Source organism: Streptomyces sp. NPDC052052 (assembly GCF_040680455.1).
GTDB lineage: Bacteria > Actinomycetota > Actinomycetes > Streptomycetales > Streptomycetaceae > Streptomyces.
Window position 1 is genome coordinate 39,127 of record NZ_JBFAWU010000016.1, and the last position, 13,301, is coordinate 52,427.

Genomic DNA, 13,301 nt, shown 5'->3' on the forward strand with positions numbered 1-13,301 from the left:
CGCGTCGGCATGGTGCGGGCGTACATGGTGCGGGAGGGGCCCGAGGGCGTGCCCGGACGGCCCCGGCCGGGGTGGCGGTGAGGGTCCCGCCCCCGGTGCCGGGGACCGCGCAAGAGCGGTGCCGCACACAGCCGGGACCGGGGAGTGTCCGTCGGCCCCATGGGCGCGGCGGTCCCCGCCTCCTAACGTTCCGCCCCGCAGCCCACACGAGCACACCCCACCCGCACCGTCCGAACGACTCCGAACAAGGAGGCGCCCGTGCGCCCTTCGATCCTGCGACGCATGCTCCGGCGCGCCGCGTCCACGTCCGCCCTCGCCCTCGTCGCGGCGATGCTGAGCACCGTGGGGGCTGCCGGACCGGCCTCCGCCGCCAGTGGTCTGCAACAGGTCACCGGCTTCGGCACGAACCCCGGCAATCTGCAGATGTACGAGTACGCCCCGGCCGACCTGCCCGCGGACGCCCCGCTGGTGATCGCCCTGCACGGCTGCGGTCAGACGGCCGACGGCTACCACACCAACTCGGGCTGGTCCAAGTACGCCGATCTGTGGGACTTCGCCGTGGTGTACCCGCAGACCACGTCCGCCAACAACTCTCTGTCCTGCTTCGGCTGGTTCGACCCCAGCGAGGACAGCAGGGGCAAGGGCGAGGCCGCCTCGATCGTGCAGATGGTGGAGTACGCGAAGCAGCAGTACGGCTCGGACGCCGACCGGGTGTACGTCACCGGCCTCTCTGCGGGCGGCGGCATGACCGCCAACCTGCTGGCCGCGTACCCGGACGTGTTCGCCGGCGGTTCCGTGGCCTCGGGCCTGCCCGCCCAGTGCGCGACCAGCCAGACCGCCGCGTCCGGCTGTCAGACGGCCTCGCAGACGCTGACGCCCGCGCAGTGGGGCGACAAGGTCCGCGCCGCCTACCCCGGCTACACGGGCTCCTGGCCGCGCGTGGCGATCTGGCAGGGCACGTCCGACTACACGGTGTACCCCGCCAACGCCACGGCCCTGCGCGACCAGTGGACGAACGTCTGGGGCATCAGCCAGACGCCGTCGTCGACGGACACCCTCACCGGCAACACCACCCGCACCGTGTACAACGACTCCGCCGGGAACCCCGCCGTGGAGATGTACTCCATCTCCGGCATGGGCCACGGCCTGGCCGTGAACCCCGGATCGGGCACCGCGCAGTGCGGCTCGACGGCCGCGTACTTTCTGAACACCATCTGCTCGACGTACTACACGGGCGTCTTCTGGGGCCTGGACCAGGACGCGTCCGGCGGTGGCGGTGAGGACGGCGGCGAGGGCGGCAGCACACTCCCCGCCCCGACCGGCCTGCAGGCGACGGGCGTGACGGCGAACAGCGTCTCGCTGTCCTGGGACGCGGTCACGGACGCCGCCTCGTACGCGGTCTACCGCAACGGCACGAAGATCGCCTCTGCCACCTCCACGACGTACACCGACTCGGGTCTGACCGCCGGTACCACCTACACGTACACGGTGGCGGCAGTCGACGCATCGGGCGCCCAGGGCACCGTCTCGGCCCAGGTGACGGCGACCACGACCGCCGCCGCGACGGTGAAGTGCTACACGGCGAGCAACTACGCGCACGTGGCCGCGGGCCGGGCGTACACCACGGGCGGCTACACCTACGCCAACGGCTCGAACGAGAACATGGGTCTGTACAACGTCTTCTACTCGCACACGCTGAAGGAGTCCCCGACCGGGTACTTCGTCATCGCGGACAGTGGGTGCACGGCGTCGTAGGCGGACCGCGACCGGACCGCCCGCAGGCGGATCCGGCCCGGCAGCGGCCGGGCAGGCCGAACACGGCCTGCCCGGCCGTCCGGTCTGCCCGCCCGTCCCGGGCGCGGATGGTTCAGACGGTGAAGATCCGCTCGGCCTGGTCGCGGTGGGTGTGCAGGTCCCAGTAGACGGGCGAGATCTGGTCCGCGGTGGCGGCCGGGGCGCCTGCGGGGGCGCGGTCACCGATCCAGACGCCGATCGCGATGTGGGCGGCCTGGATGCCCTCGGGTTCGAGCTCCTTGTGCAGGTTGATCACCCAGTTGCGCAGCGCGGCACCAGCGGTGTTGATGTCGCCGAGCATCGGGGTCGGGTCGACCGAGCCGGCACCCGTGGTGAACAGCAGCGTGCCCGTACCGGCGGCACGCATCGCGGGCAGCACCGCACGGGTCGCGGTCATCGCGCCATACACGAGGTACTGCATCTGCAGGTCGACGTCCTCGGGCGAGACCCCGGCCGGGGTCAGGAACTTCGGCTCCGGGCCGCCCGGGGAGTACTCCAGCACATCGATGCCACCGAAATGCTCGGCCGCGTCGGTGAGGGCCTTGGTCAGGGAGTCGCGGTCCAGGACGTCGGCGGGGAAGCCCCTGGCGGTGATGCCCTCGGTGGCGAGCCGGGCGGCGAAGCCGTTCAAGCTTTCTGCGTTGCGGGCGATCAGGGCGACATCGAATCCCTTGGCACCGAAGGTGCGGGCGATCGCGAGACCCATTCCGGGCCCGGCGCCGACGACGGCAATGGTGGGCATGGGGGTTCCTTCCACAGCGGCCTGTCGCACGAGTGACAAGGCCTCCGCCAGGGAAGTGGCGGTTACGAACAGTGCCCAAGTAACTTTAGGGAACCGCTAGTGCGCGTCAATCAGGCACTTTGACGTGCCCAGGTTCCCCGGAGGTAACCCATGACGGACCAGACCCCCGCACCCCACAAGCAGCCACCTGCCCGAACGGCCTTCTGCGACTCCACCAGCTCCCGTGCGCGCGAGGTGCTCGACCTCGTGGCCGACAAGTGGTCCCTGTTGGTCGTGGCCGTGCTGGGGGACGGACCGTTGCGGTTCACCGAGGTCAAACGGTGCATCGGGGGCATCAGCCAGCGCATGCTGACCGTCACCCTGCGCGGGCTCGAACGCGACGGTCTGTTGACCCGCACCGTCCACGCCGTGATGCCGCCCAAGGTGACCTACGAGCTCACGCCCATGGGCCACACCCTCCTGGAGGCCACCCACCCCCTGATCGACTGGAGCCTGAAGCACCTGGCCGACATCGACGCCTCCCGGGAGGCGTTCGACCGTCGAGCCGAGGACCAGGCCCAGGAGACACCCGCATCGGGGTGACCACGGAGGTCACGAGCCGCGGGCCGATACGTTCCGTGCGATCTCCTCAGTGCCCCTGGTCGGGGTGTCAGGCCCACGCCCCGAGCTTCTCCGGGTTGCGGACCGCCCAGATGTGGGTGACCCGGTCGCCGGAGCCGGAGAACGCCGCCACCGTCACCGTGGTCCCGGCGTGCTGGGCCACGAGACCGGGCTGACCGTTGACGGTGCGCTCCAGGAGCGTCAGACCGGGGGCCTTCTCGGCGAAGTGGGCCAGGTACTGGGCGATGCGCTCGGCGCCCTCGACCGGACGGAGCGCGGCGACGGCCACGCCGCCCCCGTCGGCGGTCATCGTGGCGTCGGGGGCGAGGAGACCCACCAGGGCCTTGATGTCCCTGGCCTCCCACGCCTGCCTGAAGTCCCGTACCAGACCGGGCCGTCCGGACACCGGGACCTCGGCGGCGCGCACCCGGCGCCGTGCCGACGACGCCAGCTCGCGGCAGGCTCCCGGCGAACGGTCGAGGATCCCGGCGACCTCGGCGAAGGGGTACCGGAAGACGTCGTGCAGGACGAACGCCACGCGTTCGGCCGGTGTCATCGACTCCAGTACGACGAGGAAGGCCATGTGCACCGACTCGTCGAGGGTGACCTGGTCCGCGGGATCCACCGCGTGGTTGGTCCACTCCGTACGGTCGGGCAGCGGTTCGGGCACCCACGCGCCGACGTAACGCTCGCGCCGGACGCGCGCCGAGCCGAGCAGGTCCAGGCAGACCCGGGTGGCCACCGTGGTCAGCCAGGCACCGGGCGAGGCGATGTCCTGCTGCTGCCGCGGTGACAGCGCGTACCAGCGGGCGTAGCTCTCCTGTACGGCGTCCTCGGCCTCGGTCAGCGATCCGAGCAACCGGTAGGCGAGGTTGGTCAGATGCCGCCGTTCACCCAGGACCGCACTCGACTCCGTGGTCACGGTGACCGTCCCCCTGACATTTTCCGAACCTGCGTCGTCAAAGGAGCGCAACCCTACAGAAGATCCGCTGCCCCACGGCAGGAGAAGGGACCGCACCATGACCACCCGAACGACGGCAGTTCCGCGCGGCACCACGTTCCTCCAGGTCACGGTCGCCCTGCAGACCGCGACCATCTTCCTCCAGGCCGTCAGTGCCGGACTGCTGCTGACCGCGCACTACGGCGAGGTGATTCACGGCGTCGGTGCGCGCGTGATGTACGGCGCGACGATGCTGTACCTGATCGCCGCGATCCTCGCCTGGAAGCCGGGCGGAGGCTCGCCCCGGCCCATCCTCTATTCGTCGGGTTTCCTCGTCCTCGCCTCGGCACAGGTGGTGCTGGGCATCGCGCACATACCGTCGGTCCATGTCCCGCTCGGCGTCCTGATGTTCGGCCTGAGCGTGCTGGTACTGGCGCGCCACCGGCCCAGCGCATCTCCGGATCACGGCGCCGACCGGACGGAGACGCCTGCGACGCGGAGTGCGGCAGCACAGGCGGCGCATCGGTCGGCGCCGGCCTCGGAGCAGCGTTCGGACGGCCCCGGGGAAACGGTCTAGTCCTCCCTAGTCCTCCGGCGGGAAGACGGCCTCCCCGGAGCCGACCAGCGTGATCAGGATCGCCTCGACCGGGCATCCCTCGGCGGCGGCGAGGACCTTCTCGTCGGCGTCGGTCTCCGGGGCCGACGGGTGGGCCTGCCGGGCGGAGTCCAGTGCGAATCCGCCCGGCGCGTGGTTCAGACACATGCCGGAGCCGATGCAGATCCCCCGGTCGACCTCGACGGCCCAGCGGTCCCCCATCACGCCCCCTCGTATCCGGCCGGCAGGTGGATCATCTTGTGCTCGAAGTACTCGCCGTACCCCTCGGGGCCGAACTCCCGTCCCAGACCGGAGTTCTTGTATCCGCCGAAGGGTCCGAGCATGTCGAGGCTGAAGGTGTTCACGCTGTACGTGCCCGTCCTGACCCGGCGGGCGATGTCGATGCCGTGTTCCGTGTCGGCGGTCCAGACGCTGCCGCTGAGGCCGTACTCGGAGTCGTTGGCGATCCGTACCGCCTCGGCCTCGTCGCCGTACGGGAGCAGGCAGATGACGGGGCCGAAGATCTCCTCGCGGGCGATGCGCATGGAGTTGTCGACGTCGCCGAAGAGGGTCGGCTCGACGTACCACCCGCGTTCCTGGGACGCCGGACGGCCGCCACCGGTGAGGATCTTGGCGCCTTCGTCCTGGCCGATCCGGATGTAGTCGAGCGAGCGCCGCTGCTGGCGCTGCGCTACGAGCGGGCCGAGTTCGGTGGCGGGGTCGAGCGGGTCGCCGACCTTGAGCGCCCCCGCGGCGGCGGCGAACGCCTCGGCCGTCTCGTCGTAGCGGGAGCGCGGGACGAGGATGCGGGTCTGGGCGACGCACGCCTGGCCGTTGATCATCCAGGCGAAGGGGACGATCCCGGCGACGGCCGCGTCCAGGTCGGCGTCCGGGAGGATCACGGCGGCGGACTTGCCGCCCAGCTCCAGCGTGACCCGGGTGAGGTTGCGGGAGGCGACCTCCATCACCCGGCGTCCCGCGGCGACGGACCCGGTGAACGACACCTTGTCGACGCCCGGATGTCCCACCAGGTACTCGCTGACCTCGCGGTCGGCCGGAAGGATCGACAGCACTCCCTCGGGCAGTCCCGCCTCCGCGGCGATCTCGGCCAGGATGTAGGCGTCCAGCGGGGTTTCGGGCGAGACCTTGAGCACGGCGGAGCACCCGGCGAGCAGCGCGGGCGCGAGCTTGGCGGCGGCGGTGAACTGCGGGACGTTCCACGGCACCACGGCCGCGACCACCCCGACGGGCTCCCGGCGCACCAGGAGCGGTCCGAGCACCCCGGCGCGGCGCTCCTCGTAGGCGAAGCCGCGGGCGACGGTGATGGCCGCGTCCCACACCATCATCGCGGCGAGCGACTGCACCATCACGCCGGACGTGTACGGGGTGCCGTTCTGCGAGCTGATGACCCGGGCGATCTCCTCGTACCGCACGGCGAACGCGTCCTTGATCCGGGTGATCACCTCGATCCGCTCGTCGACGGTCATCCGCGGCCAGGGACCCTCGTCGAAGGCGCGGCGAGCGGCGGCGACGGCCCGGTCCACATCCGCTTCACTGGCATGCGGGACCCGGCCGATGACCTGTTCCGTGTGGGGCGATACGACCTCGATGACATCCCGGCCCAGCGGATCGACCAACTCCCCGCCGATGAACAGTTTTCCGTGTTCGACAAGCTCGGTCATGGTGCTGCCTCCCGCGACCCGGCAGATTAGCTGACTCACTGTCAGAACTGATACCAGTTCCAGTTCCAGGAGTCCACGGCCGCGACGCCACCGCCCGCGTCGACGACGGCCCCATTCGCACCACTGCCACGTGACATGACATCCCAGTCCCGGTGACCGGCCAGGGCTCTCCTACTGAAACGAGTTCTCGTTACAGTGGGTGCGGCGCACCGTACAGCCGTGCGTCCGGTGCGCCGACCAGACCGCAAAGAGAGATGGGGAGCCCATGACGCAGGTGACCGACCATGGCGGGGGCGTACACAGCATCAAGGTCCCCATCCCGGACAATCCGCTCGGCCACACCCTGGTGCACGTCCTCGACACCGACCGGGGTCCGGTCCTGATCGATACCGGCTGGGACGATCCGGACGCCTGGGACACCCTCACCGCCGGGCTCACCGCGGTCGGCACGGGGATCGCCGACATCCACGGGGTGGTCATCACCCACCACCACCCCGACCACCACGGCCTCTCCGCCCAGGTGCGCGAGGCCTCGGGGGCCTGGATCGCCATGCACGCGGCGGACACCGCGGTGGTGCGCCGCACCCGCGAGGCCCGGCCCGGCACCTGGGCGAACTACCTCGCGGCGAAGCTCGCCACGGTCGGCGCCCCGGAGGAGCACCTCGCGCCGTTGCGGGCCGCTGCCGCCGGGGGCGAACGGGCGACCATCCTGCCGGGTCTGCGGGCCGCGCTCCCGGACCGGGAGATCGTGCCCGGTGAACTGCTCGACCTGGCGGGCCGCCGGATCCGGGCGATCTGGACGCCCGGCCACACCCCCGGGCACGTCTGCCTCCACCTGGAGGAGGACCATCCGGGCCGCCTCCCCGGCCGGGGGCGTCTCTTCTCCGGTGACCATCTGCTGCCGGGGATCAGCCCGCACATCGGTCTGTACGAGGACCCGGACGACGCCACGGTCACCGATCCGCTCGGTGACTACCTCGACTCCCTGGAACGCGTCGGCAGGCTCGGTGTCGCCGAGGTGCTGCCCGCCCATCAGCACGCCTTCACGGACGCGGCGGGGCGCGTCCAGGAACTCGTCGGCCACCACGAGGAACGGCTGACCGGGCTGCTCGGGCTGCTGGCCGCCCCGTTGACGCCGTGGGAACTGGCCGAGCGGATGGAGTGGAACCGGCCCTGGGAGCAGATCCCGTACGGGTCGCGGAACATCGCCGTCTCGGAGGCCGAGGCGCATCTGCGGCGGCTGGTGAAGACGGGCCGGGCGGAGGCCGTCGCGGGGAGCGAACCGGTGCGGTACATCGCGGTGTGACGGCCGGCCGCCGGGTGGAGGGCGCCCACTCACACCATCTCCATCCCTCCGTCGGTCATCACCACCTGACCGGTGATGTAGTCGGAGTCGGAGGCGGCGAGGAAGATCGCCGTGGGGGCCAGGTCCTTGGGCTGGGCAACCCGGCCGACCGGAATGCGGGTGGCGTACTCCTCGAACATCTCCGCCCGGCGGCCCGTGTCGCCTCCGGAGGCCGCCTCCCACACGGCGGTGTCGACGATGCCCGGCGCGAAGCCGTTGACGGTGATGCCGTGTTCGGCGAGGGCGCGGGCCCCCGACTGCACCAGTGAATGGACGGCGAACTTGCTGGCAGCGTAGGCGGCGAAGTTCGGTCGGGCCTGGCGGGAGGCGATCGAGCAGGTATTGATGATCTTTCCGCCGCCGCCCTGGGCGATGAAGACCTTGGCCGCTTCCTGGGTACCGACGAGCACCCCGATGACATTGACGTCGTGGAGTTTCCTGAAGTCGCCCTCGGTGGCCTCCAGGAACGGCGTCGACAGGGTGATGCCCGCGTTGTTGAACATCACGTCGAGCCGCCCGAAGCGGTCGGTGACCGCCTTCAGCGCGGCGCGGACCTCTTCACGGTCGCTGACGTCGACGGCGTACGCCACGGCCTGACCGCCCGCGTCGGCGACGGCCCGCGCGGTGTGTTCGGCGCGTTCCGCGTCGAGGTCGAGGACGCCGACGCGGGCGCCCTCCCGGGCCAGGGCCACGGCGAACTCGGCGCCGAGCCCGGAGCCCGCTCCGGTGATCGCGACGACCTTTCCGTCCAGTCGTGCACGCATGGCATGTTCCTTTCGTACGGAGGAGGGGCCGGCGGTCTCCGCGGAGACCGCCGGCCCCGATCGATCCTGCACCCTGGCGGGATCAGCCTGTGGACGAGGGCACCGGCCCCGTGACAAGTGTCCGCTCGGCTCCGGTCTCCTGTTCGGGGAGCGGTTTGCGGACCCGGACCACGGCGGTCACCCCGAGGACCGCGGCAACGGCGATGAACATCAGCACGTACCGAGGATCGGTGCCTCCGCCCGCCGCGAGCAGTGCGGAGAAGATCATCGGGCTGAATCCGCCCGCGAGGGTGGAGGCCAGCTGGTAGCCGAGACCGGCACCGGTGTAGCGGGTGGAGGTGGGGAACAGTCCGCTGATGAAGGACGGGAGCGGCGCGAAGAACGAGGCGATGAAGACGACGGCGACCACATTGCCGACGATGGCCGCCCCGAGCGAGCCGCTGCCGAGCAGCAGGAGGAAGGGGTAGGCGAACAGGGCGGCGCCGATGATGCCGAACATCATGATCGGCTTGTGCCCGATCCGGTCGGCCAGGTATCCGGCCGTCAACGCGGTGAAGATGTTGACGAAGGCGCCGCACGCCTGGGCGGTGAGCGTCTGGGTACTCGACAGTCCGCCGTTCTCGCTGGCCCACACAAGGCCGAAGGTGTTCACGAACGCGTTGAGCGCGAACGGCGCCAGGCCGGTGCAGAGGGCGGCGATCAGCATGCCGGGCCTGCGCAGCACCTGCAGGATCGGGGCGGTCCGGTCCTCGCCCCGCGCCTCGCTCTCGGCTTCCTTCTTCTGTGCCTCGACGAAGAGCGGGGACTCACTGATCCGCAGTCGCATCCACAGCCCGACGAAGACCAGGACCGAGCTGAGCAGGAACGGGATACGCCAGCCCCAGGAGAGGAACTGTTCGTCGGGGAGCAGGGAGAACAGGCCGAGCAGCACCGCGGCGAGGGCCGTACCGGCCGGCATCCCGGCGTTGACCACACTGGCTGCGAAGGCTCGGCGGCCGGGCCGGGCGTGTTCGTAGCACATGGTCGTGGCGCCACCCCACTCGCCGCCGACACCGATGCCCTGGACGATGCGGAGCAGGATCAGCAGGACCGGGGCGAACCCGCCGATCTGCGCGCTGGTCGGCAGCAGACCGATCAGCGAGGTGGCGACGCCCATCAGGATCATCGTCATGGTGAGGGTCTTCTTGCGGCCGATGCGGTCGCCTATGTGACCGAAGACGACACCTCCGATGGGGCGGGAGAGGTAGCCGGCCGCCAGGGTGCCGAGCGCCGCGACGGTACCGGCGAGCGGCGAGAGGCCGCTGAAGAAGAGTTCGCCGAAGATGAGACTGGCGGCAGCCGCGTAGAGCAGGAAGTCGTAGTACTCGACGGCGGTGCCGATATAGCTGGAGATCAGCACCCGCCGGTACTCACGACGGTCGAAGGGGATCTGGGACCCGTCGTCCTGGGGTCGGGGCAGGTCGTGCTGGTGGGAAGGAGTGAAGCTCATCAGCGCTCCTTTGCGCGGCTCCGTGCTGAGATCGAGCGGGGGTGTGAGCGTGGGGGGAAGGGCGAGCGGGGTGTGAGCGTGGGGGTGAGCGGGTCCGCCGGCCGTTGCTCCGCCCACCGGTGTACGCGGTGGGCGCGCGGGCCCCGAAGGTGCCCGGTGGCTCCTGGTCAGGCCTTGGGGGCGTGGGCTCCCGTCATGAGTTCTGCCAGGTCGTCGGGGCGCAGGAAGGACGGCGGGGGCGGCGAGGCCCAGTTGTAGCGCGCGAGCTGCCCCTCGAAGACCTCCGGCTTCCAGAGCTGTTCGTCGAGGATCTGGTCGAGGTCGCTGTAGTACTCGGCGAACGTGCCCGAGGGATCGCGCAGGTACCAGAAGAAGTTGGAGCCGATGTGATGGCGGCCCAGGCCCCAGACATGCCGGGCGGGGTCCCCCGCCAGCATCGAGGAGGCTCCTCTCCCCACCTCGTCCACGTCCTCCACCTGCCACGAACTGTGGTGGACGAAGGTGACCGGGGTGTTCTGGACCAGCAGGTTGTGGTGGTCGGTGGAGCAGCGCAGGAACGAGCCCCGGTCCTTGATGCGGTCGCTGGCCTTGAAGCCGATCCCGTCCTCGAAGAACCTCATGCTGGTCGCGAGGTCGGTGGAGCCGAGGACGACATGGCCCAGTTTGCGCGGCCTGACCGGTCCGCCGCGGGCCAGCGCTTCGGCCCGCGCGTTCGAACGCACCGTGTTCCCGGGTGAGTTGGGCAGCACCGGGAGTATCCCGGCCTCCGGTGCCAGCGGCGGTGCGACCTCCAGCCGGACCTGGACTCCGGTGACGGGTTCCGTCGCGGTCAGCGCGGTGCCGTCGGGCCGGGATCCGAATCCTTCACGGGTGAGCCGGGAGGCGGCCCGGTACAGGTCGTCCTGGTCGTCGACGCCGATGACCATCTCGACCAGGCGGCGGGTGGGCCGCTGGACGAGCCTCAGCTGTTCGCCACCGTCGACGGAGGCGAAACGCCCCTCGCCGAGCGGCTGGAGCCCGAATTCGGTGTAGAAACGGGACACCGCCGGGACGTCGGGGACGCCGAGGGTGATCCGCCGCAGCGTGTGCAGTGCCATGTCGCGCCTCGTCTATGTCTTTGTGGTGTTTCTCTGTCCGTGGCCGAAGAGGGACTGCGCGAGGCCGACGGGAGGGGCGCCCGTCCGAGGCCGCGCCTCAGATCTCCTCATCGGCCACCGCGTTGACCAGCAGGCCGACTCCGTCGATGTCGACCTCGACGGTGTCACCGGGCTTCAGGAACACCGGCGGCTCACGGAACAGGCCGACTCCGCCGGGCGTACCGGTGACGATGACGTCGCCGGGGGCGAGCGGGGTGAAGGTCGAGATGTAGGCGATCAGCGCCGGAAGGTCGAAGATCAGATCGGCGAGCCCGGCGGACTGGCGGACCTCGCCGTTGACCCGCGTGGTGAGTGTGAGCGCCGTCAGGTCGGGAATCTCGTCCCGGGTGACCAGCGCGGGGCCGAAACCACCGGTCCCGGGGAAGGTCTTGCCCGGCATCCACTGCTTGGTGTGCCGCTGCCAGTCGCGGGCGGTGGCGTCGTTGTAGCAGGAGTATCCGGCGACGTGATCGAAGGCCTGCTCGACGGGGATACGCCGGCCCGGCTTGCCGATGACGACAGCCAGCTCCCCCTCGTAGTCGAACATCTCGGTCTCACGGGGCCGGATCAGCGGCTGCCGGTGGCCGACCTGCGAATCGGCGTAGCGCGGGAAGACGGTGGGATGGGAGACCGGCTGGTGGGACGTCTCCTCACGGTGGGTGCGGTAGTTGACTCCGACGCAGAGGACCTTCCCCGGATCGGGAACGGGCGGCAGCAGCTCGATCTCGTCCAGGGCGAAGTCGGCCGGGCGGTCCTCGGTCGCCTCGGCGACGGCCCCGAGCCCGTCCTGACCGATCAGGTCCCGGACGCTCGCGTACCTGCCGTCGAACAGCGGACCGCAGTCGATGACCTTGTCCCCCACGAGGCGGCCGAAGGACGTCCGCCCACCATGACGGAAACTCACCAGCTTCATGTGTTGCTCCTGTTGCGTCGATGAACTCGGCCCCGCTGACGTGCGCCCGGCCGCCGCCGGGGAACGGCGGCCGGGCGCACGGAGGGACCCTCCGCACCGGACCGACGCGTCACCGCGCCATGACCTCCGGCTCGAACACGTCGCACGCTACACAGTCATTGTGCAGTCGTCTAGACAGAATATTTAATGCGTTGCGTAGTCGACTCATACGCACCGTCACCGCACGACACGCACACTCCCGTCGATCAGCTTCACCCCGAGCACGCACATGAGGCGCCGAGAGTGGCGGTGCGTAACACCCAAACCCAACGAGAATGCATTATTTCAAAATGATATAGTCTCGACATGGCAAAGCGCGGAACAGCAGACAGCCTCGTCACGGAAGTCCACGAACGCATCAGGGCCGACATCCTCAACGGGCACTGGGAGCCCGGCGAGCAGCTGCGAGTGTCCGCGCTGGCCAAGCACTACGAGACCAGCACCACCGTGGTGCGCGAGGCCCTGACCCGGCTTGCCGGACAGCGGTTCGTCCATCTCCGGCCCAATCACGGCTTCTCGGTGCCCCGGCTGTCCCTGGCCGATCTCCAGGACATCACCCTGGTGCGTTGCCACACGGAGACCCTGGCCCTGCGTCTCGCGATCGAACGCGGCGATCTGGCCTGGGAGTCCGAGGTGGTGGCCGCGCACCATCGCCTGGCCAACACTCCACGCCGCCGGGAGGACGACCCGGAACGCGTCACCGAGGAGTGGTCGGCAGCGCACCGGAGCCTGCACCGGACACTGATCGAGGCGTGCGGGGTCCCGACGCTGCTCGACATGTGCGACACCCTGTTCGACATCACCGAACTGCGACGCCGGTGGAGCGCGCCGACCCTGGCCGCCTCGGTCCGCGATGTGGCGGCCGAGCACGCCGACCTGGTGGCGGCCGCCCTGGCCCGCGATACGGAACGCGCGACGGAGCAGCTGCGCGAGCACTACGAGCGGACCTCCAGGATCCTGCTGGAGAGCGGCCTGGTGGAAGGCGTCGAGCGCATGGACGACACGGCACGATGACCGAGGGGCCGCACCCCGGCCGAAATGGCACGGCAGGAGCGGGCGGGCCCGGTGGCGGGATGTGACCGCCACCACCCGGGAGCCCCCGCCCCGACCGGTAGAGTGGGCGCGTCGTCATCATGCCCGTTCAGGGGGAAGCCGGTGCGAATCCGGCACTGACCACGCAGCCGTGAGCCGTCGCCGCAGACGGCGAGTCGGAATGCCCTGTCCCCGGTCGTGACCGGCTCGGACCACCGGAAGACCGGTGG

General features: G+C 70.3%; 12 protein-coding genes, 1 pseudogene and 1 riboswitch. Of the genes and pseudogenes, 5 read left to right on the forward strand and 8 right to left on the reverse strand.

Annotation, left to right across the window (positions count from 1 at the left end; all coding sequences use genetic code 11):
• Nucleotides 1-258: 258 nt before the first annotated feature.
• Entirely contained in the window at nt 259-1,755 is a 1,497-nt protein-coding gene (locus AB0L71_RS20140; RefSeq protein WP_365244494.1) for a PHB depolymerase family esterase, read from the forward strand.
• A gap of 112 nt (nt 1,756-1,867) precedes the next feature.
• Here the strand turns inward: AB0L71_RS20140 and AB0L71_RS20145 are convergent, their stop codons facing one another.
• On the reverse strand, nt 1,868-2,536 hold the full coding sequence (locus AB0L71_RS20145) for an SDR family NAD(P)-dependent oxidoreductase (protein ID WP_365244497.1): 669 nt from the start codon (nt 2,534-2,536) through the stop codon (nt 1,868-1,870).
• Between the two features lie 150 nt (nt 2,537-2,686).
• On the opposite strand from AB0L71_RS20145, the gene AB0L71_RS20150 reads away from it, so the two are divergent.
• The gene (locus tag AB0L71_RS20150; RefSeq protein ID WP_365244500.1) at nt 2,687-3,118 is read left to right on the forward strand and encodes a helix-turn-helix domain-containing protein; all 432 of its coding nucleotides are present in this window, start codon (nt 2,687-2,689) and stop codon (nt 3,116-3,118) included.
• Between the two features lie 67 nt (nt 3,119-3,185).
• On the opposite strand, the gene sigJ is transcribed toward AB0L71_RS20150, so the two are convergent.
• Complete coding sequence (gene sigJ, locus AB0L71_RS20155; protein WP_365244503.1) at nt 3,186-4,058, reverse strand: RNA polymerase sigma factor SigJ; 873 nt, start codon at nt 4,056-4,058, stop codon at nt 3,186-3,188.
• A gap of 97 nt (nt 4,059-4,155) precedes the next feature.
• Here sigJ and AB0L71_RS20160 point away from each other — a divergent pair.
• Nucleotides 4,156-4,515 (forward strand): annotated as a pseudogene (locus AB0L71_RS20160) (hypothetical protein); the annotation flags it as partial.
• Nucleotides 4,516-4,659: 144 nt separating this feature from the next.
• Here AB0L71_RS20160 and AB0L71_RS20165 read toward each other — a convergent pair.
• Both AB0L71_RS20165 and AB0L71_RS20170 read right to left on the reverse strand, forming a co-directional pair.
• The gene (locus AB0L71_RS20165) at nt 4,660-4,893 is read right to left on the reverse strand and encodes a ferredoxin (RefSeq protein WP_365244505.1); all 234 of its coding nucleotides are present in this window, start codon (nt 4,891-4,893) and stop codon (nt 4,660-4,662) included.
• On the reverse strand, nt 4,893-6,353 hold the full coding sequence (locus tag AB0L71_RS20170; protein ID WP_365244508.1) for an aldehyde dehydrogenase: 1,461 nt from the start codon (nt 6,351-6,353) through the stop codon (nt 4,893-4,895). The genes AB0L71_RS20165 and AB0L71_RS20170 overlap by 1 nt, the downstream gene beginning before the upstream one ends.
• A 265-nt stretch (nt 6,354-6,618) precedes the next feature.
• Here AB0L71_RS20170 and AB0L71_RS20175 point away from each other — a divergent pair, with 265 nt between their 5' ends.
• Entirely contained in the window at nt 6,619-7,659 is a 1,041-nt protein-coding gene (locus tag AB0L71_RS20175) for an MBL fold metallo-hydrolase (RefSeq protein ID WP_365244511.1), read from the forward strand.
• A 29-nt stretch (nt 7,660-7,688) separates the two neighbouring features.
• On the opposite strand, the gene AB0L71_RS20180 is transcribed toward AB0L71_RS20175, so the two are convergent.
• The 4 genes from AB0L71_RS20180 to AB0L71_RS20195 all read right to left on the reverse strand — a co-directional run bounded on the left by AB0L71_RS20180 (nt 7,689) and on the right by AB0L71_RS20195 (nt 12,000).
• The gene (locus AB0L71_RS20180; protein WP_365244514.1) at nt 7,689-8,462 is read right to left on the reverse strand and encodes a glucose 1-dehydrogenase; all 774 of its coding nucleotides are present in this window, start codon (nt 8,460-8,462) and stop codon (nt 7,689-7,691) included.
• Between the two features lie 82 nt (nt 8,463-8,544).
• A complete protein-coding gene (locus AB0L71_RS20185; RefSeq protein WP_365244517.1) occupies nt 8,545-9,951 on the reverse strand; it encodes an MFS transporter in 1,407 nt (468 codons plus the stop codon).
• A gap of 167 nt (nt 9,952-10,118) precedes the next feature.
• Nucleotides 10,119-11,048 (reverse strand): VOC family protein, encoded by a 930-nt coding sequence (locus AB0L71_RS20190; RefSeq protein ID WP_365244520.1) that lies wholly within the window; start codon nt 11,046-11,048, stop codon nt 10,119-10,121.
• 97 nt (nt 11,049-11,145) lie between these two features.
• Entirely contained in the window at nt 11,146-12,000 is an 855-nt protein-coding gene (locus AB0L71_RS20195) for a fumarylacetoacetate hydrolase family protein (protein WP_365244523.1), read from the reverse strand.
• 345 nt (nt 12,001-12,345) lie between these two features.
• Here AB0L71_RS20195 and AB0L71_RS20200 point away from each other — a divergent pair, with 345 nt between their 5' ends.
• A complete protein-coding gene (locus AB0L71_RS20200) occupies nt 12,346-13,053 on the forward strand; it encodes a GntR family transcriptional regulator (RefSeq protein WP_365244526.1) in 708 nt (235 codons plus the stop codon).
• A 129-nt stretch (nt 13,054-13,182) separates the two neighbouring features.
• Nucleotides 13,183-13,258: riboswitch (cobalamin riboswitch) on the forward strand.
• Nucleotides 13,259-13,301: the final 43 nt, after the last annotated feature.